Genomic DNA, 23627 nt, shown 5'->3' on the forward strand with positions numbered 1-23627 from the left:
GCCGAGCCTGAAATCACCGCCAGCTCGGCAGCCAGATCTCCATGTTCCACGTCGACTGCGAGATCGGGACGCCGGTCAGCACCGGATACAGCCAGGCGAAGTTCGTGATCACGACGGCGACATAGCAGCTCACGACGATCAGCCCCAACGTTCGTCGTTCGGCATTCTGGTTGGGCGCGTGCAGGAGATCGCCGAGGATCAGCGCGATTCCCATGACCAGGAACGGCGCCATCGGCACCGCATAGAAGAAGTACATCTGCCGGTCGATGTCGGCGAACCAGGGCAGGAAGCCGGCGCTGTAGCCGGTGAGCACGACCGCATACCGCCAGTCGCGACGGACGAACGCCCGCCAGAGCGCGTAGACGAGGACGGGCACCGCCAGCCACCACATCGCCGGTGTGCCGACGAGCATCACGGCCTTCACACACGATGCCGCCCCGCAGCCGGGCACGTTCTGGTTGTCGATCGCGTACAGCACGGGCCGCAGCGACATCGGCCACGTCCACGGCTTGGACTCCCACGGATGGTGGTTGCCGTTCGCGTTCGTCAGCGTCGAGTGGAAGTGATAGGCCTTGTACGTGTAGTGCCACAGCGACCGGATCGCGTCCGGTGGCTGATACCACTGCCGTTCGCCGATCGACTGCCCGACCTCGTAGCGGTTGACGGCCGTCTCCGAGGAGAACCACGGCGCATAGGACGCCAGATACACCGCGAACGGGATCAGCAGAAAGACGTAAGCCGTCGGCCCCAGATCCCGCCGGATCGCCCCGAACCACGGCCTCGGTACCCGGTAGGCCCGCCGCGCGGCGATGTCGAACGCCAGCGACATCGCGCCGAAGAACACGATGTAGTACAGCCCCGACCACTTGGTCGCGAACGCCAGGCCCAGCAGCACACCCGCGCCGAAACGCCACCACCGCACACCGAGCCGCGGGCCCCACGGCGTCTCGGCGATGCGCCCCTCGAGCAGGGCGTTGTGCATGCGTTCGCGCATCTGATCGCGGTCGACGATCAACGCCCCGAACGCCGCGACGACGAAGAAGGTCAGGAAGCCGTCGAGCAGTGAGGTCCGCGCCGCGACGAAGCTCACGCCGTCGGCGATCAGCAGCAGCCCGGCGATCGCACCGACCAGCGTCGAGCGGCTGATCCGCCGCACGATCCGCACGACCAGCAAGACCAGAGCGATCCCGAGGATCGCGCTGGTGAACCGCCAGCCCACGCCGTTGTAGCCGAAGATCGCCTCGCCGAACGCGATCAGCTGCTTGCCCATCGGCGGGTGCACGACCAGGCCGAAGCCGGGGTTGTCCTCGACGCCGTAGTTGTGCAGCATCTGCCAGGCCTGCGGCGCGTAGTGCTTCTCGTCGAAGATCGGGGTGCCCGCGTCGGTCGGCGACCCGAGGTTCATCAGCCGGGTCAGCGCGGCCAGGGCGGTGATGATCGCAGTAGCCACCCAGCCCTCGATGCGGTCCAGCGGGCCGAAATCGGCGACCGGCACCAGCGGGCCGGGGCTGATGACGGGCGCGTGGCGCTGATGCGCATCCAGGTCGTCGACGGTCGTGGTCATCGCTAGCGATCGTATTCTGTCCTGCATGACTGCCGGGAGACTGCTGCTCGGCGCCACACCATTGGGCCAGCCGGGCGACGCGTCGAAACGACTGGTCGACGCTCTGTCCACCGCCGATGTGGTCGCCGCCGAGGACACCCGGCGGGTGCGGACCCTGGCCCAGTCGCTCGGTGTGAAGATCCGCGGTCGCGTGGTCAGCCTGTTCGACCAGAACGAGGCCGCCCGGGTGCCCCAACTCGTCGACGACATCAAGGGCGGCGCGACTGTCTTGGTGGTCAGTGACGCCGGGATGCCTCTGATCAACGATCCCGGTTACCGCATGGTCGCAGCCTGCGTCGAAGAAGACCTGCCGGTGAGCTGTCTGCCCGGTCCGTCGGCCGTGACCACCGCGCTGGCCGTGTCCGGGCTGGCGTCGGACCGGTTCTGCTTCGAGGGGTTCGCGCCGCGTAAGCAGTCCGCGCGGCGGACGTGGCTGGCTGCGTTGGCCGCCGAGCAGCGCACCTGTGTGTTCTTCGAGTCACCACGGCGGCTGGCCGACTGCCTGCGCGACGCCGTCGACGAACTCGGCGGACAGCGTCGCGCGGTGGTCTGCCGCGAGCTGACGAAGGTGCACGAGGAGATCCGGCGCGGCACGCTGGCCGAGCTCGCGAAGTGGGCCGACGAGAAGGTGCTCGGCGAGATCACCGTGGTGCTGGCCGGCGCGCTGCCGACGACCGACTTGCCGACCCTGCTCGCCGAGGTCGACGCCCTGGTGGACGACGGGCTGCGCGTGAAGGACGCGTGCGCGCAGGTGATCGAGGCCCACCCGGGCGCACCGTCGCGGCGCGAGCTCTACGAGGCGGTGCTGCGCTCGCGCGAATCCTGACCGGCCTGAATCACCGGCGCGGCTTTGTGCAGGCATTCCTGCCACTCGGCTTTCGCGTCCGAATCGGCGGTGATGCCGCCGCCCACGCCGAGGACGGCCGTACCGTGCGCGTCGAACTCGACGGTGCGGATGGCGACGTTGAGTTCGGTGCCCGCGATCGGTGACGCCATGCCGACGGTGCCGCAGTACACCCCGCGCCGCCGCGGCTCCCACTGTGAAAGTAGTTCACGGGCACGGCCTTTCGGTGTTCCCGTGACAGACGCGGGAGGGAACGCGGCGGCCAACAATGCGGCGTTCGGGATCTCCGGCCGGACGGTCGCCGCGACCGTCGACACCAGATGCCACACTCCGGGTGCTGCTTGGACTCTGAGTAGTTCGGGCACCGTGACGGAGCCCGTTTCGGCGACCCGGCCCAGGTCGTTGCGCACCAGGTCGACGATCATGATGTTCTCGGCAACGTCCTTGGCCGACGCCAGCAGCTCCGCGGGCGCACAGTGCAGCGGCAGCGTGCCTTTGATCGGGCTGGATGTCACCTCGTCGCCGACCCGGCGGACGAACAACTCCGGTGACAGCGAGGCCACCGCACCCCAGTCCCCGGCCAGGTAGGCGGCCCGGGCCGGTGTGGTCCGGGTGACCGCATCGGCAAAGAACTCCAGCGGCGAACCGTGCAGGGTGCCGGTGAATTGCGTGCACACGCAAGCCTGGTAGACCTCGCCTGCTCCGATCGCCGCCAGGGCGGCCAGCACGCCTTCCTGGTGGCGTGCGAAATCTGGTTCTGCCCAGTCGATTTCATAGGTGTTGTGCGGAACCGGAGAGGACAGCGCCTCAGCCACCCACCCTTTGATCGTTGCGCCGGAGAGGCTTTCGTGCCACCAGCAGCCATCAACGTCGCGCCGCAGCACACTGTCGGTCCAGCCGCCGGCTGCCTCGGGAATCCGCGGCGGCGCGCCGTCGGACGCGGCGTCGGGATACGACAGATAACCGATCCACCCGCCGCCGACCGCCTCGCTGGGACCATCGGGCGCTACGGCGAACACCTCGGCGGGATCGATCGCCCGCGCCGACACGGTGGGGGCGATCACCGCGGAAGCACCGAACCATTCGCCGACGAGCGCGGCCGGCGGCGCCAGCCCGCGCCGCGCTGCGGCGCCGGCGAGCGAGCGCAGGACCTCGGCGGCGGTGCCGAGGTCTCCGAGCCGGTCGATGCGCATCGCCATAGCCTGACGGCTGCGGCCTACAGACGCAAAGGCGTCAGCGGCTGATCTCCCTGCGGACGGTCACCGCGGCGAGCTTCTCCGGGTTGCGCATCGCGTAGAAGTTGGTGATCGTCCCGTCGGTGATCTCGACCAGCATCACGGACTCGGCCCGATCCCCGCGATAGACGACGATCGCGGGGGCGCCGTTGTAGTTCGCGCCTTCGATGCGGTATTCGGGCGTGGCCTGGCGGAACAGTCCGATGATGAGCCTGGCGACCTTGGCCGGTCCCAGCACCGGGCGGCGGGCGGCGCTGACCTTGCCGTCGCTGTCGGAGGTGAACACGACGTCGGGTGCCAGCAGGCTCATCAGCCCCTCGAGGTCGCCGGTCGCGGCTGCCATCAGGAACTGCGCGGTGATCTGCTCGGACCGCTGCGGGTCGAGGGGCTCGAAGCGGCGCCGCCGCGAGTGCACGTGCTCGCGGGCCCGATGCGCCATCTGGCGCACCGCGACCGTGGATTTGCCTATCGCGTCGGCGATTTCGTCGTGGCTGAAGCCGAACACCTCGCGCAGCACGAACACCGCGCGCTCGTCGGGCGTCAGCGTCTCCAGCACCACCAGCATCGCCATCGACACCGATTCGGCAAGTACCACATCGGTTGCGGCATCGCGCTCGTCGAGCAGCAGCGGTTCGGGCAGCCACGGGCCGACGTAGTCCTCCCTGCGGCGGGCCTGCGTGCGCAGAGTGTTCAGTGCCTGGCGGGTCACCAGCTGAGCCAGATACGCCTTCGTGTCACGGACGGCATCCAAATCCACTGTCGCCCAACGTATGTAGCTTTCCTGTAAGACATCGTCGGCTTCGGTTGCCGAACCGAGGATCTCGTAAGCGATCGTGAACAGCAGCGGACGCAGCAGGGTGAACCGGTCGGCGTGTTCGTCGGTGGCGGTCACGGGGTGACCACCGACTCGGGTGCCGGGCGCTTGCCGCCGCCCTTGATCCAGAAATAGGACCCGGGCCTGCGGGCCTCGCGCCGCAGGAAGCTGATCGTGCCCTTGCAGACCGCCTCCTTGATCATCGCGGCGGTGCGCCCGCCGATGTACAGCGGCAGCGGGACGTCGTTGGTGCGGGCGATCTGGATGGTCCCACCTGCCCGGCCCAGGCTGATGCACTGCCCGGTGAATGCCTGGCTGATCACTGCGGGCCGGTCGCCGGCGATGCGGGCCAGCACGGTGTTGGCGGCCTGTGCGCCCAGCGGGATCGCGGCCTGGCAACTCATTCGCAACGGCTGGTCAGACGGTGCCGCGGCATCCCCGGCGGCCACGATGCGGTCGTCGTCGACGCTGGTCAGCGTCTCGTCGGTGAGAAGCCGGCCGATCGTGTCGGTGCGCAGCCCGGACCGGGCCGCCAGGTCGGGCACCCCGAATCCGGCGGTCCAGATCGTCACGTAGCTCGCCAGCCGGCGTCCGTCGCCCAGCGTCACCGCATCGGCGGCCACCGCGGTCACCATGGCCTGCGGCCCGTCGACGATCTCGACCCCGAGCTTGCGCAGCCGCCTGGCAACCGACCGGCGGCCCTGCGTGCTCAGGTAGGGGCCGAGGACCGCACCGCACACCAGCGTGACCGTGCGGCCCTGCTCGGCCAACTCGGCCGCGGTCTCGATCCCGGTCGGGCCTGCGCCGACCACGCAGACCGGAGCGCCGTAGTGCAGGTCGCCCAGTGCGGCGGTCAAGCGCCGGGCCTCTTCGAGATCGGCGATGGGATAAGCGAATTCATCCGCACCGGGGACGGCCGACCGGGCTGAGCCGCTTCCCACCGCGTAGATCAGGTAGTCATACGGCAGCGGCTGCCCACTGAACAGCTCCACCTGCCGCGCCTCGGTGTCGATACGGGTGGCCGCGTCGACCACCAGCGCGATGCCGTCGCCGAGGATGTCGGCGTAGGGATGCGTGGCGTCGTCGGAGCCGGTGACCAATTGGTGCAACCGGATCCGCTCGACGAAGTCGGGGCGCGGATTGACCAGGGTGATCTCCACATCGGGACGCAGCCGCAGGTGGTTGGCCGCGATCACGCCGGCGTAGCCGCCACCGATCACCACAACTCGGGCTCGTTGCTCGGTCATCACATCTCTCCTTTGAGGTCGCTTGAGCCTGTCGACCTCGAGACACCGTTGGTGCTGTGAATGTGACGCTACGTGATGCAGCTCACGGATTCACTCGGCCGGCTGGTACCTCGGGAACACCCCGACGGGGGCCGGCAGCGCGGTGCCGGGCGCGATGCGCACCGCAACCGCGCCGAAATCGCGCTCCGAGCCGGGCTGGCCCAACAGGTCGAGCAGCGTGGCCGCCGACGTCGGCATCACCGGCTGCACCAGCAGCGCCGCGATCCGGACGACCTCCAGCGTCACGTACAGAACCGTGCGGAACCGCTCCTGGTCGGCCGCCGACTCGGACTTGCGCAGCACCCACGGCTCCTGGGCGGAGAAGTAGCGGTTGGCGGCGCCGAGCATCGCCCAGATCGCCTCCAGCGCCAGATGCATGGCGGGTACGTCGAAGTGGGCGCGCACCCGCGGCAGCAGATCGTCGGCGAGCGCCAGCAGCTCGCGGTCGGCATCGCTGAACTCACCGGGCTCGGGCACCAGCGCGTCGAGGTTCTTGTTGACCATCGACAGCGAGCGCTGCGCCAGGTTGCCGAACTCGTTGGCGAGATCGGCGTTGATCCGGCCGATGATGGCGTCCTCGCTGTAGCTGCCGTCCTGGCCGAACGGGACCTCGCGCAGCAGGAAGTAGCGCACCTGGTCCAGGCCGAAGGCGTCGACGAGGGCGAACGGATCCACGACGTTGCCCACCGACTTGCTCATCTTCTCGCCGCTGTTGAGCAGGAAGCCGTGCACGAAAACCCTTCTCGGGAGCTCGATTCCGGCCGACATCAGGAACGCCGGCCAGTACACGGTGTGGAACCGGATGATGTCCTTGCCGATCATGTGCAGATCGGCCGGCCAGTACTTGCGGAACGACTCGGAGTCGGTGTCGGGGAAGCCCGCGCCGGTCAGGTAGTTGGTCAGCGCGTCCACCCACACGTACATGACGTGGTCGGGATGGTCGGGAACCGGCACACCCCAGTCGAAGGTGGTCCGCGAGATCGACAGATCGCGAAGGCCGCCCGAGACGAAGCTGACGACCTCGTTGCGGCGGACATCGGGCGCGATGAACTCCGGGTGCGCCTCGTAGTGGGCCAACAGCCGCTCGGCGTAAGCCGACAGCCGGAAGAAGTAGGTCTGTTCCTCGGTCCACGTCACCGGCGTACCGGTCTCCAGCGAGTACTTGTTGCCGTCGGGGCGCGTCTCGAGTTCGTCGGAGGTGAAGAAGCGTTCGTCGCGCACCGAATACCAACCGGCGTAGGAGTCGAGATAGATGTCGCCTGCGGCGTCCATCCGCTTCCAGATCTCGATCGATGCGTCGACGTGGTCGGCGTCGGTGGTGCGGATGAAGCGGTCGAAGGACGCGCCGAGCTTTTCCTGCATCGCCTGGAACGCATCGGAATTTCGCCGGGCCAGCTCGGCGGTCGGGATGCCCTCCGCGGCGGCCGTCTGCGCCATCTTCAGCCCGTGTTCATCGGTTCCGGTCAGATAGCGCACGTCGAAACCGTCGAGCCGTTTGAAGCGGGCGATCGCGTCGGTGGCGATGTATTCATAGGCGTGGCCGATGTGCGGCGCACCGTTGGGATACGCGATCGCTGTGGTGATGTAGTACGGCGGCTTACTCATTTGATTGTTCACCCTAAGGTGTTGGCGTGGGTTCTCAGGAAAAGAGGCGTGAGCCACCGCCGCTCCCAGAGCCGTTGACGCCGTTGATCGATGCGCACACCCACCTGGACGCGTGCGGCGCACGCGACGCTGACGACGTCCGCGCGATCCTGGACCGCGCGCAGGCCGCGGGCGTGGTGGCGGCGGTGACGATCGCCGACGACCTCGACGCCGCCCGCTGGGCCGCGCAGGCCGCCACCTGGGACCCGCGGGTCTACGCCGCGGTCGCATTGCACCCGACCCGCGCGGACGCGCTGGACGACGACGCCCGCGGCGAACTCGAAGCGCTGGCCTCCCACGGCCGGGTGGTCGCCGTCGGGGAGACCGGCATGGACCTCTACTGGCCGGGCAGGCTCGACGGGTGTGCCGGCCCTTCGGCTCAGCGGGAAGCGTTCGCCTGGCATATCGACCTGGCCAAGCGGACCGGCAAGCCGCTGATGATCCACAACCGCGACGCCGACGCCGAGGTACTCGACGTGCTGCGCGCCGAGGGCGCGCCGGAGACGGTCATCTTCCACTGTTTCTCCTCGGGTCCCGAGATGGCCCGCACGTGCGTCGAGGCCGGTTGGGTGCTCAGCCTGTCCGGCACGGTCAGCTTCCGCAACGCCCGTGACCTGCGGGAGGCGGCGACGCTGATCCCGCCGGAGCAGCTCCTGGTCGAGACCGATGCCCCGTTTCTGACCCCGCATCCCTACCGCGGGGCACCCAACGAGCCGTATTGCCTGCCCTACACCGTGCGGGCGCTGGCCGATGTCGTCGACCGGCCGGCGGAGTTGCTGGCAGAGCAGTCATCGGCGACCGCGCGGCGGGTCTACGGTCTCTAAGGGTCTGTTGAGAGCCGCGAGCCCGGGTTGCTCCGGTCCGGTCTGGTTCGTTACCGTCTTGTGATCAAAGGGGGCCACCGTTGGCCCCTTGTTGCATTTAGTACCTAGGCGGGACCGAACACTTGAATGCGTTGACCAAGCTCCACCAGTCGCCGTCACCGATCCTTCGCCTCGTCATCGCCGCAGTTCTGTTGACGCTGGCCGGTGCCGGGGCGTTCGCGGTGATCTCCGAGAAGACCGTGACACTGAACATCGACGGCACCCAGATGAGGGTCAGCACGATGAAGTCGCGGGTGATCGACGTCGTCGAGGAGAACGGCTACTCCGTCGGCGATCGTGACGACCTCTTCCCGGGCGCCAATCAGTCGGTCAACGATGCCGAGACGATCGTGTTGCGCCGCAGCCGGCCGCTGCAGATCTCGCTGGACGGGCAGGATTCCAAGCAGGTGTGGACCACCGCGTCGACCGTGGATGAGGCTCTGGCGCAGCTGCGGATGACCGACACCGCCCCGGCCGCGGCCTCGCGCGGCAGCCGCCTGCCCCTGGAGGGCATGGCCCTTCCGGTGGTCAGCGCCAAGACGGTGCAGATCAACGACGGCGGCGTGGTGAGCACGGTGCACCTGGCCGCTCCGAACGTTGCCGGTCTGCTCGCCGCCGCCGGCGCGCCGCTGGAGCAGGCCGACTCGGTCGTGCCCGCGGCGTCCTCCCCGGTGATCGCCGGGATGCAGATCCAGGTGACCCGGACCCGGGTCCAGAAGATCACCCAGCAGATGCCGCTGGCCCCGGTCGCCCAGCGGATCGAGGACCCGACCATGAACATGAGCCGGCAGGTGGTTCAAGATCCCGGAACGCCCGGACTGCAAGACGTGACTTTTGCTGTCGCGACAGTCAACGGTGTGGAAACGGGACGGCTACCCATTGCCAATACTGTGCTTGTCCCGGCGCGTGATTCGGTACTTCGGGTCGGTACCAAGCCGGGAACCGAGGTGCCTCCGGTGGAGAACGGGCCGATCTGGGATGCCATTTCCAGGTGCGAAGCCGGGGGAAACTGGGCGATCAATACCGGCAACGGTTACTACGGCGGTGTGCAATTTGATCAAAACACCTGGGAAAGAAACGGCGGACTGCGCTATGCTAGCCGTGCCGATCTGGCAACAAGAGAAGAACAAATCGCAATTGCTGAAGTAACGCGTTCGCGACAAGGCTGGGGAGCGTGGCCCGTGTGTGGTAGGGGTGCATCGTGACAATTCGTCTTCTCGGGCGCACTGAGATAAGAAATCTGGCCAAAGAACTCGACTTCAAGCCGCGTAAATCTTTGGGTCAGAATTTTGTACACGACGCAAATACTGTGCGTCGCATTGTCTCGGCGTCCGGCATTAACAAGCATGACCACGTCCTCGAGGTCGGGCCCGGCCTGGGCTCGCTGACGCTGGCGTTGCTGGATCGTGGTGCGACCGTGAGTGCCATCGAAATCGATCCGGTTCTGGCCCAGCGCCTGCCGAAGACGGTTGCTGAGCACTCGCACAGCGAAATTCATCGGCTGACCGTGCTCAACCGGGACATCCTCGGTATCGAGCGGTCAGACCTTCCCGAGCAGCCCACCGCCGTGGTCGCCAACCTGCCGTACAACATCGCGGTTCCCGCGCTGTTGCATCTGCTCGCCGAGTTCCCGTCGATCCGGACCGTCATGGTGATGGTCCAGGCCGAGGTGGCCGAGCGGCTCGCGGCTGAGCCCGGCGGCAAGGACTATGGCGTGCCGAGTGTGAAGGTGCGCTTCTTCGGCAAGGTCCGCCGTTACGGCATGGTGTCGCCGACGGTGTTCTGGCCCATCCCGCGGGTGTACTCGGGTCTGGTCCGCATCGACCGGTACGAGACGTCACCGTGGCCGGAGGACGACGGCTTCCGCCAGAAGGTGTTCGACCTGATCGACATCGCCTTCGCGCAGCGCCGCAAGACCGCCCGCAACGCGTTCCTGGAATGGGCCGGCACGGGCAACGAGTCCGCCGAGCGCCTGCTGGCCGCCAGCATCGATCCCGCCCGTCGCGGGGAGACGCTGACGGTGGCCGATTTCGTCCGGCTGCTGCAGCGCTCCGCCGACTTCCCCAGCGCGACCGACAACGCGGAAGGTCCGTCGCGGCCCGCTCAGGTGTTCTGAGCGCTTCGGCGCACGGTTTCGCGGAGCTGGTGCACCATCTCGGTGCATGACGGGTATCTCCGGTCCGGGTCTTTTGCGATGGCCCGTGCCAGGATCGTGTCGAATGACCTTGTCAGCCAAGAGATGTGCCGTGACATCTCCGGTGGCGGTAAATGCAGGTGTGCATCGATCAGCGTCACCGGATCGTCGGCGCTGAACGGCGGTGCACCAGTGAGTAATTCCAGTGCGGTGCAGGCGAGGGCGTATTCGTCGGTCGCGGCCTGCGGCAGGCGTCCCTGCAGGAGTTCGGGAGCCGCATAGGGCAGCGACGCCATCACCTGGGCGGGGCGATGCCAGACGTCCTCGGCGAGTACGTGCGCGACACCGAAGTCGATCAGCACCGCCCCGTGCTTCGAAAAGTCTTGATGGACAAGAATGTTCGCGGGCTTGACGTCGCTGTGTACGACGCCGTCGTGATGGGCGTGATCGAGTGCGGCGGCGATCTGACCGAGCGCATCGAGCTTGTCGTCCAGAGACGCAAGCCGGGTCGCATTGCCGCCGTCGACGTATTGCATCGTCATCCAGTGCTCGCCGTGGTCGTAGACGGTCACGATGTGGCGGTGCCGCAGCCGATCTGCGATGCGGTACTCCCGGGCCAGGCGGGCGGTGCCCGCGTGATCGCGGTGCTGCTCGTCGAGCACCTTCAGCGCGACGACCGGATGTCGCTGACCCGCACCGCGGGCGAGGTAGACCACCGCCTGGCCGCCACGGCCCAGCACGCTGTCGACCGCATAGCCCGCGAACGTCTGCCCGGGATGAACCACGCTTTGACCCTAGATTCGCTGACCCGCGACCGAGCGGGGAATCGCGCGAGGCGCGATAGTCTCGTCCGGTGCCCCCGTCCAACGGCTCCATCGCGTCCGAATGGGTGCCGACCGGGTCGGTGACCGTACGCGTGCCGGGAAAGGTGAACCTCTATCTGGAGGTCGGCGACCGCCGCGACGACGGCTACCACGAACTCGTCACCGTCTTCCACGCCGTGTCACTGGTGGACGAGGTGACGGTGCGCAACGCCGACGTCCTGTCCCTGCGGGTCGTGGGCGAGGGCGCCGACGATCTGCCCGTCGACGAGCGCAATATCGCCTGGCAGGCGGCCGAGCTGATGGCCGAGCACGTCGGGCGGGCGCCCGATGTGGAGATCACGATCGAGAAGTCCATCCCGGTGGCCGGTGGCATGGCCGGTGGCAGCGCCAACGCTGCGGCGGTCCTCGTCGCCATGAACAACCTCTGGGAACTGGGCGTGCCGCGCCGCGATCTGCACGCGCTGGCCGCGCAGCTGGGCAGCGACGTCCCCTTTGCGTTGCATGGCGGTACCGCGCTGGGTACCGGCCGGGGCGAGGAGCTGGCGACGGTCTTGGCCCGCAGCACGTTTCACTGGGTGCTGGCCTTCGGGCAGGGCGGCTTGTCGACGGCCGCCGTCTACGGCGAGATCGACCGGCTGCGCGAGAGCGGGGATCCGCCTCGGCTCAGCGATCCCGAGCCGCTTCTGGGTGCTCTAGCAAGCGGTAACCCCCGCGAGCTGGCGGCGTTGCTCGGCAACGATCTTCAGGCGGCCGCGTTGAGTCTCAACCCCGGGCTCCGTCGCACTCTGCGGGCCGGAGCCGAGGCGGGCGCGCTGGCAGGCATTGTGTCCGGATCGGGTCCGACCTGCGCGTTTCTGTGCGAATCGGCGGCCGCGGCGGTGGATGTCGGCACCGAATTGGCCGGGGCGGACGTGTGCCGCACGGTACGAGTGGCCAGCGGACCCGTGCACGGCGCGCGCATTGTTTCCAGCTGAGTCATCAGGTCTTCATGTGTGACGCGCTTCTCATTACCCTCGAAAACTTGGCAGTAACTTAAGGGAAGTTTAAGATGATCCGCGGTGATGACTAGCGGCCTGGCACTGCATATGTGCGAGTCGCCCACCCTGATAAGGGGCGGGCGGCAGTCCGGTGGAACCGGGGTTTGTTCCGCACCATCACCATTTCGAGACCGAACCGCTCCCCAGTCGTACCAGCGTGCCTTCTATGCACCGCGTTGCGGCAGGTGGAGCATGAATTCAACGTCGCTGATCACCCAGCTCCCGTTGCCGAGGAGGTCGTCGTGAGCCGCTTCACCGACAAGATGTTCCACAGTGCCTTGACCAGCAGTAAGGGCATGGTCACTGGGGAGCCGACTGAGCCGGTCCGGCACACGTGGTGGGAGGTGCACGAACGTGCACGTCGTATCGCGGGTGGCCTGGAGGCCGCGGGGATCGGCCTCGGCGACGCCGTCGGCGTCCTGGCCGGTGCGCCGGTGGAGATCGCGCCGACCGCGCAGGGACTGTGGATGCGCGGTGCCAGCCTGACGATGCTGCACCAGCCCACGCCCCGCACCGACCTGGAGCAGTGGGCCAAGGACACCGCCACCGTCATCGACATGATCGAGGCCAAGGCCGTCGTCGTCTCCGACCCGTTCCTGGTCGCCGTGCCGGTGCTCGAGGAGCGCGGCGTCAAGGTACTGACCGTCGAAGCGCTGCTGGCGGCAGACCCGATCGACCCGGTCGAGACCTCCGAGGACGATGTCGCGCTGATGCAGCTGACGTCCGGGTCGACCGGGTCTCCCAAGGCCGTGGTCATCACCCACCGCAACATCCACTCCAACGCCGAGGCGATGTTCATCGGCGCCAAGTACGACATCGAGAACGACGTCATGGTCAGCTGGCTGCCCTGTTTCCATGACATGGGCATGGTCGGCTTCCTGACGATCCCGATGTACTTCGGGGCCGAGCTGGTCAAGGTCACCCCGATGGACTTCCTGCGCGACACGCTGCTGTGGGCCAAGCTCATCGACAAGTACAAGGGCACCATGACCGCGGCGCCGAACTTCGCCTACGCGCTGTTCGCCAAGCGCCTGCGCCGCCAGGCCAAGCCCGGCGAGTTCGACCTGTCCACCCTGCGGTTCGCCCTCTCCGGGGCCGAGCCGGTGGAGCCCGCCGACGTCGAAGACCTGCTGGACGCCGGTAAGCCGTTCGGGTTGCGGGAATCGGCGATCCTGCCCGCCTACGGCATGGCCGAGACGACGCTGGCGGTGTCCTTCTCCGAATGCGACGCCGGCCTGGTGGTCGACGAGGTCGACGCCGACCTGCTGGCCGCGCTGCGCCGCGCGGTGCCCGCATCCAAGGGCAACACCCGTCGCCTGGCCACGCTGGGACCGCTGCTGACCGACCTTCAGGCGCGCATCGTCGACGAGGACGGCAACGTGCTGCCGGCTCGCGGGGTGGGCATCATCGAGCTGCGCGGTGAGTCGCTGACCCCGGGCTACATCACCATGGGTGGCTTCGTGCCCGCCCAGGACGAAAACGGTTGGTACGACACCGGTGATCTCGGCTACCTGCTGGAGAACGGCCACGTCGTGGTGTGTGGTCGCGTGAAGGACGTCATCATCATGGCCGGGCGCAACATCTACCCGACCGACATCGAGCGGGCGGCCAGCCGTGTCGAAGGGGTTCGCCCCGGATGCGCGGTTGCGGTACGGCTCGACGCCGGCCACTCCCGCGAGACCTTCGCGGTGGCTGTCGAATCCAACGCCTGGCAGGACCCGGCCGCAGTACGTCGCATCGAGCACGAGGTCGCCCACGAGGTGGTCGCCGAGGTCGATGTGCGCCCGCGCAATGTCGTGGTCCTCGGGCCCGGCACGATTCCGAAGACCCCGTCGGGCAAGCTGCGCCGCGCGAACTCGGTGGCGCTGGTCACCTAGTCCGGCGGGCTGGAGCGAAGCGACTCGGGGAATCGAGCTAGCCGAGTCTCAGGCCCGGCAGCTGATCTCCATGGCATCGGAGTTTCGGACTGGGAAGCTCACGCCCACATAGCCGTTCGCCGGATCGCGGATGTACTCCACGTACGGCTGCGCGTCGGCCAGGCCGGTGTTGTCGGCGATGACGAGCGCTCCCGGGCTCAGTTTCGGCCCCAGCAGCTCGAGCACCGGGACGTACAGATCCTTCCAGCCGTCGAGCAGCACAAAGTTCACCGGCTCCTCGATGCCGGCCAGCGTCTCGGTGGCGTCGCCCTCCAGGACGGTGATCAGATCGTCGAGGCCGACCTCGGCGAAGCTGGCTTTGGCGGAGACGACCTTGGCTGCACTGAGCTCGGTCGTGACAACACGCCCGACGCCGTTGTCGCGTACCGCACTGGCCAGATGAATTGCCGAGAGCCCCAACGACATTCCGAATTCCACAACCAGGGCGGGCCGGGTCGCGCGCACCAGCGTGTAGAGCAGTAGCCCGGACTCCGGGGTCACCGGCAGATAGAAGTCGCTGAAGGCGTCAGCCCGTTCCTGTGCGGTCTTCGCCGCCCGAATCTGGTCGCCGCGTTCGTGAAGCCGGGCCATCTGCTCGGTTGCCTCGGCGTACATGCGGTCGATGACCGCGGCGACTTTCGGGTCGCGCAGCGTGTTCATGGCGCCGAGGGTACCCGCGCAAGCTGGCGAGAAGCTGGTGTCGCCGTCGAGGAGGCGTCCAGCGACTGGGGGACGAGCAGGACCGGAATGTCGGTGTGCGCCACGACCGCCGCAGCGACGCTGCCGTGAAGGTGACCGAGCAAGCCGTTGCGACGATGCGGTCCGAGGACGATGATGCCGGCCCGGTGTTCGGATGCGGCTTCGACGATTCCCTGCCAGGTCGGTGATGCCTCGATCGCCAGACTGCACGATCGGAATCCCGCCGCGTCGGCAAGCGCCGCGCCGTGGGCAGCCGTCCGCTCGGCGGCCAGCCGCACCTGGCTGGCCCGGTCGGCGTCGAACGGCTCGCCGTCATGTGGTGTGAAGCCGACGTCGACGGGCTGCCAGACACAGACCACGACGGCGTCACGCGGCGAAAGTTGTTCAGCGGCTTGGGCTATCGCATGGTCGGCCAGCTCCGAACCGTCGTAGGCGAACAGCACGGGACCGGTCGGCGCAGCCGGGTGGTGATGCGGCGCCGGCGCCGTCCGGCTCGCTATCCGCACTGGGGTCGGCGACGGCACGGCTGAGCGCAGCCGCGCCAGCAGTGGTGGTGAATACCACGCGGGGGAGTCGCCGTCGAGGAACTCGTCGAGGTCCGGCTTCTGCGGACGTGCACCGCTGAGTGCGTAGACCGCGACCCCGAACACCGCACCACCGATCGCCAGCGCGAACCCGATCCACAGCGCGACACCGGTGCCTTCCAGCAGATCGCCGGAGTATCGGGTGGCCAGGTGGGCGAAGATCGGCGCCACCATGAAGGCGGCGACCGCACGCAGCAGCTCGATGATCGCGAACACCCGCTGCAGGCTGTTGGACTGCAGGGAGAATCCGGCGACAAACAAAGCCGGCGCGACCGTCGCGCCGAGCGCCAAACCCGTCAACGCCGAACCAAGAAGTGCCAGTGGAACATTCGCGGGAAGCGACGCCCGGAAGACGGCGATCCCGGCCGCCAGTAGAAACATCCCGACGAGGGGCAGGAAGTGCATCGCGCGCCGGGAGATGACGATGCCGAACACCACCGCCATCACCAGGGCGCCACCCAGTTCGGGCAGGTACAGAAGGCCGACCTGGACGGGGCTGAAATGCTGCATGAAGACCGACGCGGTCAGTGCGGTGGCCGCCACCGAAGCGGCTGCGGCGAACAGGGCCACACCGACACCCGCGACCGGGATCGCGCTCGTCATCATCGTGCGGATCGTCAGCAGCGGCCGGCGTGCGCGGAATTGGTACACGATCAGCACCACGATCAGGGCCAGCCCGCCGAACATCGGCCCCGTCACCGCGAGGTCGGAGAACTCGTGAGTGGTCAGCAGCGCGGCGCCCACGAACGCGGCCGTACATCCCACGGTGGCCAGGGCAATCGCCGTGAGGTCGAGCGGCGCGCTCGGATCGGCGGGCGGTGCATCGTCGAATGTCAAGGCCGCCAGCACAAGAGCCGATAGCGCGATCACCGCGACGATCCAGAACAAGGGCCGCCAGGCGTGTGCCTCGGCCTGCACGCCGCCGACGAACGGTCCGAGGGCGACAGCCCCGAAGACGCACATGTTCATGATCACCGCGGTAGTGCGCAGCTTGTCGCGGGGAAACCCGATCGTGAGTGGCGGCGCGGCGGCGATCAGAAGCATGCTCGTGGCCAGGCCCTGCAGGACGTGGCCGGTGATGAATGCCGTTGCATTCGGCGCGGCCGCCGCAACGACCGAGCCGACGACGAGCACGACCGCATAGACGAGCAGCATGCGCCGCTGCGGAAGATGCTGTGCGAATTGCACGGCCAGCACCGTGCCCACCGCGTAGGCGGCGTTGCCCAGCCCCGAGCTCAGCGCCATCGTCTGGGTCGTCATGTGCAGTTGTTCGGAGATGATGGGGACGAGCGGGTCCAGGGCGGCCGAAAGGGCGAGGTAGGGGATCAGTGCGAGGGTGACCATCGCAGCCACCGCCGGATACCGCCCCGCCAGCGGGCCCTGGCGCATCAGCGTCGTCCCCCGGTCTGCGCGGGGTGTGCTGTCGGGGGCAATGGCACGGGCGCGGCGAGACAGAACATGGATTCAAACAACTTTACATAGGTAACCAATATTCCGCTGACCGGCGTGGTGCTGGTCACGCCGTCGAGTGCGCAGCCAGCTGAGTATGGTGTACTGTACTCAGATATGAACCTGCCGCCCCGTCTGGCCGAACATCCCACCGTGCGGGCTGTGCGTGGCCGCCGGCGTCCCGAACCGGCCGGCGTGATCGATGCCGACTGGCTGCGCGAGCTGTGCCTGGCCGCGGGTGCCGATGACGTGGCCTTCGCCAGCGTCGACAACCCCGACCTGGCCGGTGAGCGCGAGCACGTCGAGGCCGCACTGCCCGGCACGCGGAGCTACATCAGCCTGGTGGTCCGGATGAACCGCGACAACGTGCGCTCGGTCGCGCGCAGCGTGGCCAACCAGGAATTCCATCGCACCGGTGAGCTGATCAACGAGGCCGCCCACCGGATCACCCGTGCGTTGCAGGACGCCGGCCACCGCGTACTCAACCCGTCGGCCACGTTTCCGATGGAGATGGATCGCTACCCGGGCCGGATCTGGGTGGTCGCGCACAAGCCCGTCGCGGTGGCGTCCGGGCTTGGCGTGATGGGTATCCACCGCAATGTCATTCATCCCAAGTTCGGCAACTTCATCCTGCTTGCCACCATTCTCGTCGACGCGCCGGTGAGCAGTTACGGTGTGCCGCTGGACTATTCACCATGTCTGGAATGCAAGCTCTGTGTTGCGGCCTGCCCGGTGGGCGCGATCAAGAAGGACGGCGAATTCGACTTCCTCGCCTGCTCGGTGCACAACTATCGCGAGTTCATGGGCGGGTTCACCGACTGGGCGCAGACGATCGCCGACAGTGAGGACGCCGCCGACTTTCGGTCGCGGGTGACCGATTCGGAGAACGCATCGATGTGGCAGAGCCTGTCGTTCAAGGCGAACTACAAGGCCGCGTACTGCCTGGCGGTCTGTCCGGCGGGCGAGGATGTCATCGAGCCCTACCTCGAAGATCGCAAGGGATTCATGGACCTCGTCCTGCGGCCGTTGCAGGAGAAGTCCGAAACCCTTTACGTGCTGCCGAATTCGGCGGCCAAGTCGCACGCCGAGAAGCGCTTCCCGCACAAGCCGGTCAAAGTCGTCGATAGCGGGGTCCGGGGGCGCGCGTAGGCTGGGCCGATGGCACGCGCGCTCGGCTGGGTCGGTGTGTTCGGTGCTGCACTGGCGATGGTCCTGGTGCTCGGCCTCGATGTCACGCTCGGCGGCCGGGCGCACCGTCGAGGCGGTGAGCTCCGCGGGGCCACGATCTCCGAATATGTTTACACCCCGGGCAGTTGGGCTTTCGTCGTCGCGGTGCTGATGCTGGCCGGTACGTCGGCAGCCCTGTTGTACGGCCTGATCCGGGCCGGACGAGTGCGCTCGCTGTCGGCCGGTTCGGTGTTGATGACATTGTGGATCGTGGGCCTCGTCGCCGTCGTGGCGTTTCCCAAGCACAACTGGGTCACCGGGCCGAGTCTTTCCGGCACCGTGCACCGGTACGCCACTCTGGTCGCTTTCGTTGCGCTACCGATCGCGGTGTTGCTGATCGCCAATGGCCGCGACGCCGCCGCGCGGGCGGCACGATGGCTTGCCCTCATTGGAATCGGTTGGCTGACAGTGTTGTTCGGGGCCATTGCGGTCGGCATCGTGACCGGTCAACGATGGTGGATGTTGATTCCGCTCGGATTGGTGGAACGGGGGATCGCGGGTTTCGAGGTGGCCGCCCTGATCGCGCTGGGGGTGTGGCTGGCACGCAGCGAAGGTGCTGTGCTCGCCATCCCGTCGAGAGCGTCGTAGACCTGCCACCACCGCGCCTCGTGCTGCGATGCGGAGATCCGGCCCTCGTCCAGGTCGAGGTCGGCGTGATCCAGGGTGCGCGCCATCACCGGCAGCATCGCGTAGCGGCGGTCGGCATCGTCATTGCGGTAGCCGGCCATCGTGACGGCGCACAGTGTGCGCACCCGCATCCGCGTCTCGCCGGCCAGCGCGAACGTCAACGTGCCCACGGCGATGTAGATCATCGAGCCGGCGATCAGCGCTGTCTCGGGCATGCCGGACAGCTCGCCGCCGATCTGTAGGCCCAGCCACAACGCCGCGCCCCACAGCGGCCAGCCCCGCCACAGTCGCAGCATCCGCCGTTCGCCGACGGTCATACCCGGCGGGAACACCACCAGCCGGTAGCGGGCAACCCCATAACGCGCCGGGTAGGCGGCGAAAGAACCCCAAACACGGGAAATACTCACGCATTCAGGTCTACGTCAGTGCTTCCGCACGGGCTGCGATCTCTACGGAATCCTGACACCGCGGGGGCGAATCCTTACGACGTCTTCACCAGGCGTGTACCTGATTCTGGGCGGTCTCCAGGCCGACCTCGATCAGCAGTTCGGTCGCGTCGGCCGCCTGCTCGCAGATCGCGGGCACCTCCGGGCGTTCGGCGGCGCTGAAAGTCTCCAGCACATACGCCGCCGGATCCTTACGTCCCGGTGGGCGCCCGACCCCGATCCGAACCCGCTGAAAGTTCTTGGTACCCAGCGAACTGGCCACCGAACGCAGTCCGTTGTGGCCACCCTCGCCGCCACCGAGCTTCAGCCGGATGCGGCCGAAGTCGATGTCGAGCTCGTCATGGATGACGATCAGGTCGGTCGGCATCACCGAGTAGAACTTCGCCAACGGACCGACCTGTCGCCCGGACTCGTTCATGTAGGTGCGCGGTTTGGCCAGCACGACGGGGCGATGGCCGAGCCGTCCGGTCACGATCTCCGCGCCGGAACGCTTGTGCACCTTGAACTGTCCGCCCATGCGGGCGGCCAGCACGTCGGCCACCATGAAACCGAGGTTGTGCCGGGTCTTGGCGTATTGCGGACCCGGGTTGCCGAGGCCGACAACCAGCAGGGGTTCGGCCACTGCGGCTTACTCGGCCTCGGCCGACTCGCCCTCGCCCGCGGCGCTCTGGGCCGCTTCGGCCGCGTCGGCGGCCTGCTCCGCGATCGACTCGCCGCCGCCCTCGGACTCCAGGTCCTCGGCAGACGGGGCGGTGACGATGTTGACGATCAGCATGTCGGGATCGCTGACCAGCGTGACGCCCTTGGGCAGCTCGACCTGGCCGGCGGTGATCTGGGTGCCTTCCTCGGCGCCTTCGATCGACACGGTCAGGTGCTCCGGGATCGACATGGCTTCGGCCTCGATCTCGATGACGTTGGCGTCCTGGGTGACCAGGGTGCCGGAGGCGGCATCGCCCTCGAGGGTGATGTGAACCTCGACGGTCACCTTCTCGCCGCGACGGACGACCAGCAGGTCGGCGTGCTGGATGTTGCGGCGGATCGGATGCACGGAGAGGGCCTTGGTCAGGGCCAGCTGCTCTTTGCCGTTGATGTCGAGGACCAGCACCGCGTTGGCGCCGGAGTGACGCAGGACGGCGGCGTAGTCGCGAGCGTTGAGTTCGAGGTGCTGCGGCTCGGCGCCGTGACCGTAGAGGACGACGGGAACCTTGCCGTCGCGGCGGGCCTGGCGCGATGCGCCCTTGCCGGTCTTCTCCCGCACGCTCGCGACGAGATTGTTGGTGCTGCCCTTTGTGGCCATGATTCGGTGCTCCTGAGTTATGAGTGGTCTTCCGCACGGGGAAGGCAGGCACCGATCGATAAGGTTGCCTCGTCGATAACGGTGGCTGGACCACCCTCGCCGTGACGCGGCCACCAGGGTAGCCGACGAGTGTCTCAGAGTGGAAATTCGATGGCGGTGAGCTGCTCCGATAGCCTCCACAGCGCTTTCGCGGTGCTCTGGTTGCTGGCCAGCGGACTGCGCGGTGACTGCCCGGTCGGACCGCGCATGGCGAATTTGGGGCCGATGAAGCTGTTGCCCGGCAGGTCCTGGCTGGCCGCATACAGCGTCTGGCGGGCGCCGAAATCGGCGCTGGTGGCGAAGATCGCGTTGCCGGCGTCCCAGATCTTGGTGCCCATCCGGTTGCCGGTCTGGCCCTGCAGGTTGGTGGCCGAGTAGCCGGGGTGCGCGGCGTGCGACCTGATCGTCGAGCCGGCGGCGTCGAGCCGCTTCTGCAATTCACTGGTGAACAGCAGGTTGGCCAGCTTGGACTGCCCGTAGGCCAGCCACGCCGAGTACGGCCGGGCCTTCCAGTTGAGGTCCTTGAGGCTGATCTTGCCCAGCAGGTGCATGAACGAGGACACCGTGACCACCCGGTCGGTCACCTTGGGCAGCAGCAGGTTGGTCAGCGCGAAGTGGCCGAGGTGGTTGGTGCCGATCTGGCTCTCGAAACCGTCCTTGGTGACGGCGTAGGGGACGGCCATGATGCCGGCGTTGTTGATCAGCACGTCGACGCTGCCCACACCGGAGGCGAACTCTGTGATCGAGGCCAGGTCCTGCAGATCGAGGCTGCGCACCTCGACGTCTCCGGTCATGGTCGCGGCGGCTTCGGCGCCCTTGGTCTCGTTGCGGCACGCCAGGATGACGTGCCCGCCGACGCGGGCGAGCTCGCGCGCGGTGACCAGACCCAATCCGCTGTTGGCTCCGGTCACGATCACGGTACGTCCGGCGAACGACGGCAACTCCGCAGCGGTCCAACTCATGGCGACCACTCTAGGGGGCTGACGATGCGGCGCAGCGAAGCGAGCCGCTGAGGAGGCCGCCAAATCGGGTCTGAGTTCTACTTCAGCTTGACCGAGAAGCTCTTGATGATCGCCTCGACATCACCGGCTTCGGTGACGGTCTGGTCAGCCGCCGTCGTCACCGAGAACAGCACCAGATAGCGCTGGAAGTCCGGGGTCACCGGGATCACCACGCGGCGGTAGGTGTGCAGCCGTTTGCTGTCGGTGTCGTAGCTGCCCTCGATCATTGAAGACGGGAATCCGTCGAAGTCGGCGGTGGAGGCGTTGAGTTTGGTGAAGTTCTTCGACTTTTCGGCGTCGACGTTGGCGTGCCCGAGCGCCTCGCCGACGTCGAAGTTGCCGGACAGCTTCAACACCACCACCGTCGCCATCGAGTCGGTGCCCGCTTTCGCGATGACTTCGGTGCCGGGGGAGAAGTTCGTCTTGGCGGGCCGGATCCAGCCCGGCGGCGCCACGAGCGTCACGGTGATCCCGGTGAGCTTGTCGAGTGGAACCTGCTCGCCGACGACCTGGTGGCCGTAGAGGAATTCGACGATCGGCTGCGGAGCGTCGGTAGAAGAGGGCGCCGCCGTCGCGGATGACGAGGTCGTGGCCGGCGTTGACCACACCGATGAGTAGTCCGGCGGCTTCGATCCGCACGCCGCCGCGGTCATGGCCAGCGTGAGGAGAAGGGCTGCGCTAGGCGCTTTCACAGAATTTCGTGTACCGATTCGATCGGCCGGGCCAGGCGGGTGCCTTTCGGTGTCACCACGAACGGCCGCTCGATGAGGATCGGATTGGCCGCCATGGCGTCGAGCAGTTCGTCGTCGCCGGCGTCGGCAAGGTTGAGCTCGGAGTAAAGCGATTCCCGCTTGCGGACGGCCGTGCGAACATCGATACCGGCGTCGGCGATGAGTTTGGCGATCTCGGCGCGTGACGGCGGCGTCTTCAGGTACTCGACGACCTTCGGCTCAATACCGTTGTCGCGCAACAAGTCCAGAGTCTTGCGGGAGGTGCTGCAGCGGGGGTTGTGATAGATCGTGCTGGACAACTACGCGTCCCCGTCGAAAAGGCCTGTCACCGAACCGTTTTCGAAGACGGCGCGGATCGTGCTGGCCAGCAGCGGGGCGATGGACAGCACCGTCAGTTGCGGGAACCGCTTGGACTCGTCGATCGGCAGCGTGTTGGTGACGATCACCTCGCGCGCGCCGCTGTCGGCGAGGCGCTCGCGCGCCGGATCGGACAGCACGCCGTGGGTGGCGGCGATGATGACGTCCTTGGCGCCGTCGTCGTGCAGCAGCTTGACCGCGCCGGCGATGGTGCCGCCGGTGTCGATCATGTCGTCGGTCAGCACGCAGGTCTTGCCCGCGACGTCACCGACGACCCGGTTGGACTTCACCTGGTTGGGGACCTTCGGGTCGCGGGTCTTGTGGATGAACGCCAGTGGCGTGCCGCCCAGTGCATCGGCCCACTTCTCGGCGACGCGCACCCGGCCGGAGTCTGGCGAGACCACCACGACGTTCTCGCAGTTGTAGTTGTCCCTGATGTAGCCGGTCAGCAGGGGCTGAGCTCGCATGTGGTCGACCGGCCCGTCGAAGAAGCCCTGGATCTGATCGGTGTGCAGGTCGACGGTGACGATGCGGTCGGCGCCCGCGGTCTTGTAGAGGTCGGCGACCAGGCGCGCCGAGATGGGCTCGCGGCCGCGGTGCTTCTTGTCCTGTCGGGCATAGGGATAGAAGGGCAGGATCGCGGTGATCCGCTTGGCGCTGCCGCGCTTGAGCGCATCGATCATGATCAGCTGTTCCATCAGCCACTTGTTCAGCGGCGCGGGATGGGACTGCAGGACGAAAGCGTCGCAGCCACGCACCGATTCATCGAAGCGGACGAAGATCTCGCCGTTGGCGAAGTCTCGTGCGGTCTGCGCGGTGACCTGGACGTCGAGCTCTTTGGCGACCTGATCGGCCAGCTCCGGGTGCGCGCGACCCGAGAAGAGCATCAGATTTTTGCGGTTGTCGGTCCAGTCCGTGCCCACTGTGTGCTGCCCTTGCCGGTCGGAGGTCGATACGGGGCAATCGTACG

The 23627-nt window shown here is 67.4% G+C and carries 22 protein-coding genes and 1 pseudogene; 8 read left to right on the forward strand and 15 right to left on the reverse strand.

What is annotated here, in order from left to right:
• Positions 1-13: 13 nt before the first annotated feature.
• Positions 14-1564, reverse strand: coding sequence for a dolichyl-phosphate-mannose--protein mannosyltransferase (locus HPC46_RS09870; protein WP_179469253.1), 1551 nt, complete (start codon positions 1562-1564; stop codon positions 14-16).
• A gap of 25 nt (positions 1565-1589) precedes the next feature.
• Here HPC46_RS09870 and rsmI point away from each other — a divergent pair, with 25 nt between their 5' ends.
• Positions 1590-2429, forward strand: a complete 840-nt coding sequence (gene rsmI / locus HPC46_RS09875) for a 16S rRNA (cytidine(1402)-2'-O)-methyltransferase (RefSeq protein ID WP_179469255.1) — start codon at positions 1590-1592, stop codon at positions 2427-2429.
• On the opposite strand, the gene HPC46_RS09880 is transcribed toward rsmI, so the two are convergent.
• The 4 genes from HPC46_RS09880 to metG form a co-directional block, all read right to left on the reverse strand.
• Positions 2396-3640 (reverse strand): aminodeoxychorismate synthase component I, encoded by a 1245-nt coding sequence (locus HPC46_RS09880; RefSeq protein WP_179469257.1) that lies wholly within the window; start codon positions 3638-3640, stop codon positions 2396-2398. The two genes, rsmI and HPC46_RS09880, sit on opposite strands and share 34 nt — an antisense overlap.
• Before the next feature lie 40 nt (positions 3641-3680).
• Entirely contained in the window at positions 3681-4574 is an 894-nt protein-coding gene (locus HPC46_RS09885) for an RNA polymerase sigma-70 factor (RefSeq protein WP_179469259.1), read from the reverse strand.
• Positions 4571-5743, reverse strand: coding sequence for an NAD(P)/FAD-dependent oxidoreductase (locus HPC46_RS09890; RefSeq protein ID WP_179469261.1), 1173 nt, complete (start codon positions 5741-5743; stop codon positions 4571-4573). The genes HPC46_RS09885 and HPC46_RS09890 overlap by 4 nt, the downstream gene beginning before the upstream one ends.
• Before the next feature lie 90 nt (positions 5744-5833).
• Entirely contained in the window at positions 5834-7387 is a 1554-nt protein-coding gene (gene metG / locus HPC46_RS09895) for a methionine--tRNA ligase (protein WP_179469263.1), read from the reverse strand.
• A 26-nt stretch (positions 7388-7413) separates the two neighbouring features.
• On the opposite strand from metG, the gene HPC46_RS09900 reads away from it, so the two are divergent.
• From HPC46_RS09900 to rsmA, 3 genes are all read left to right on the forward strand, one after another.
• Positions 7414-8250 carry a TatD family hydrolase gene (locus tag HPC46_RS09900; protein ID WP_179469265.1) on the forward strand — a complete coding sequence of 279 codons (837 nt, stop codon included), beginning with the start codon at positions 7414-7416 and terminating at the stop codon, positions 8248-8250.
• Positions 8251-8372: 122 nt separating this feature from the next.
• Entirely contained in the window at positions 8373-9494 is a 1122-nt protein-coding gene (locus HPC46_RS09905; RefSeq protein ID WP_218893967.1) for a resuscitation-promoting factor, read from the forward strand.
• On the forward strand, positions 9491-10405 hold the full coding sequence (gene rsmA, locus HPC46_RS09910) for a 16S rRNA (adenine(1518)-N(6)/adenine(1519)-N(6))-dimethyltransferase RsmA (protein WP_179469267.1): 915 nt from the start codon (positions 9491-9493) through the stop codon (positions 10403-10405). Before HPC46_RS09905 ends, rsmA begins: the two co-directional genes overlap by 4 nt.
• Here rsmA and HPC46_RS09915 read toward each other — a convergent pair.
• Positions 10393-11208, reverse strand: a complete 816-nt coding sequence (locus HPC46_RS09915) for a serine/threonine-protein kinase (RefSeq protein WP_179469269.1) — start codon at positions 11206-11208, stop codon at positions 10393-10395. The two genes, rsmA and HPC46_RS09915, sit on opposite strands and share 13 nt — an antisense overlap.
• A 68-nt stretch (positions 11209-11276) precedes the next feature.
• Between HPC46_RS09915 and HPC46_RS09920 the strand changes: the two genes are divergently transcribed.
• Both HPC46_RS09920 and HPC46_RS09925 read left to right on the forward strand, forming a co-directional pair.
• The gene (locus HPC46_RS09920; protein WP_179469271.1) at positions 11277-12221 is read left to right on the forward strand and encodes a 4-(cytidine 5'-diphospho)-2-C-methyl-D-erythritol kinase; all 945 of its coding nucleotides are present in this window, start codon (positions 11277-11279) and stop codon (positions 12219-12221) included.
• A 305-nt stretch (positions 12222-12526) separates the two neighbouring features.
• Positions 12527-14161, forward strand: coding sequence for a fatty acyl-AMP ligase (locus HPC46_RS09925; protein ID WP_179469273.1), 1635 nt, complete (start codon positions 12527-12529; stop codon positions 14159-14161).
• Positions 14162-14209: 48 nt separating this feature from the next.
• Here the strand turns inward: HPC46_RS09925 and HPC46_RS09930 are convergent, their stop codons facing one another.
• Positions 14210-14860 (reverse strand): O-methyltransferase, encoded by a 651-nt coding sequence (locus HPC46_RS09930; protein ID WP_233716339.1) that lies wholly within the window; start codon positions 14858-14860, stop codon positions 14210-14212.
• Positions 14857-16872: an MFS transporter gene (locus HPC46_RS09935; RefSeq protein WP_179469275.1), complete on the reverse strand. Its 2016-nt coding sequence runs from the start codon at positions 16870-16872 to the stop codon at positions 14857-14859. Before HPC46_RS09935 ends, HPC46_RS09930 begins: the two co-directional genes overlap by 4 nt.
• 177 nt (positions 16873-17049) lie before the next feature.
• Between HPC46_RS09935 and HPC46_RS09940 the strand changes: the two genes are divergently transcribed.
• Together HPC46_RS09940 and HPC46_RS09945 are read left to right on the forward strand one after the other, a co-directional pair.
• On the forward strand, positions 17050-18081 hold the full coding sequence (locus HPC46_RS09940) for an epoxyqueuosine reductase (RefSeq protein ID WP_179469277.1): 1032 nt from the start codon (positions 17050-17052) through the stop codon (positions 18079-18081).
• A gap of 9 nt (positions 18082-18090) precedes the next feature.
• Positions 18091-18747, forward strand: a complete 657-nt coding sequence (locus HPC46_RS09945) for a DUF998 domain-containing protein (RefSeq protein ID WP_179469279.1) — start codon at positions 18091-18093, stop codon at positions 18745-18747.
• 41 nt (positions 18748-18788) lie between these two features.
• Here the strand turns inward: HPC46_RS09945 and HPC46_RS35745 are convergent.
• From HPC46_RS35745 to HPC46_RS09975, 7 genes and pseudogenes are all read right to left on the reverse strand, one after another.
• A pseudogene (locus HPC46_RS35745) lies at positions 18789-19193 on the reverse strand (DUF6611 family protein); the annotation flags it as partial.
• Between the two features lie 85 nt (positions 19194-19278).
• Positions 19279-19854, reverse strand: a complete 576-nt coding sequence (pth, locus tag HPC46_RS09950) for an aminoacyl-tRNA hydrolase (RefSeq protein ID WP_005139922.1) — start codon at positions 19852-19854, stop codon at positions 19279-19281.
• Between the two features lie 6 nt (positions 19855-19860).
• Positions 19861-20529 (reverse strand): 50S ribosomal protein L25/general stress protein Ctc, encoded by a 669-nt coding sequence (locus tag HPC46_RS09955; RefSeq protein WP_179469281.1) that lies wholly within the window; start codon positions 20527-20529, stop codon positions 19861-19863.
• 134 nt (positions 20530-20663) lie between these two features.
• Complete coding sequence (locus HPC46_RS09960; RefSeq protein ID WP_179469283.1) at positions 20664-21530, reverse strand: oxidoreductase; 867 nt, start codon at positions 21528-21530, stop codon at positions 20664-20666.
• 77 nt (positions 21531-21607) lie between these two features.
• Positions 21608-22261, reverse strand: coding sequence for an LpqN/LpqT family lipoprotein (locus HPC46_RS09965; RefSeq protein WP_325096613.1), 654 nt, complete (start codon positions 22259-22261; stop codon positions 21608-21610).
• Positions 22258-22599: an arsenate reductase (glutaredoxin) gene (gene arsC / locus HPC46_RS09970; RefSeq protein WP_179469285.1), complete on the reverse strand. Its 342-nt coding sequence runs from the start codon at positions 22597-22599 to the stop codon at positions 22258-22260. The genes HPC46_RS09965 and arsC overlap by 4 nt, the downstream gene beginning before the upstream one ends.
• Entirely contained in the window at positions 22600-23580 is a 981-nt protein-coding gene (locus HPC46_RS09975; protein ID WP_083121645.1) for a ribose-phosphate diphosphokinase, read from the reverse strand.
• Between the last annotated feature and the right edge of the window lie 47 nt (positions 23581-23627).

Source organism: Mycolicibacterium vinylchloridicum, from assembly GCF_013404075.1.
GTDB classification, from domain to species: domain Bacteria; phylum Actinomycetota; class Actinomycetes; order Mycobacteriales; family Mycobacteriaceae; genus Mycobacterium; species Mycobacterium vinylchloridicum.

Coding starts and splice junctions, on each gene's coding strand:
- HPC46_RS09940 (WP_179469277.1), top strand. CDS start 17,050: ATGAACCTGCCGCCCCGTCTGGCCGAACATCCCACCGTGCGGGCTGTG.
- HPC46_RS09955 (WP_179469281.1), bottom strand. CDS start 20,529: ATGGCCACAAAGGGCAGCACCAACAATCTCGTCGCGAGCGTGCGGGAG.
- HPC46_RS09935 (WP_179469275.1), bottom strand. CDS start 16,872: ATGCGCCAGGGCCCGCTGGCGGGGCGGTATCCGGCGGTGGCTGCGATG.
- rsmI (WP_179469255.1), top strand. CDS start 1,590: ATGACTGCCGGGAGACTGCTGCTCGGCGCCACACCATTGGGCCAGCCG.
- HPC46_RS09930 (WP_233716339.1), bottom strand. CDS start 14,860: ATGAACACGCTGCGCGACCCGAAAGTCGCCGCGGTCATCGACCGCATG.
- HPC46_RS09960 (WP_179469283.1), bottom strand. CDS start 21,530: ATGAGTTGGACCGCTGCGGAGTTGCCGTCGTTCGCCGGACGTACCGTG.
- HPC46_RS09870 (WP_179469253.1), bottom strand. CDS start 1,564: ATGACCACGACCGTCGACGACCTGGATGCGCATCAGCGCCACGCGCCC.
- metG (WP_179469263.1), bottom strand. CDS start 7,387: ATGAGTAAGCCGCCGTACTACATCACCACAGCGATCGCGTATCCCAAC.
- HPC46_RS09945 (WP_179469279.1), top strand. CDS start 18,091: ATGGCACGCGCGCTCGGCTGGGTCGGTGTGTTCGGTGCTGCACTGGCG.
- HPC46_RS09880 (WP_179469257.1), bottom strand. CDS start 3,640: ATGCGCATCGACCGGCTCGGAGACCTCGGCACCGCCGCCGAGGTCCTG.
- HPC46_RS09890 (WP_179469261.1), bottom strand. CDS start 5,743: ATGACCGAGCAACGAGCCCGAGTTGTGGTGATCGGTGGCGGCTACGCC.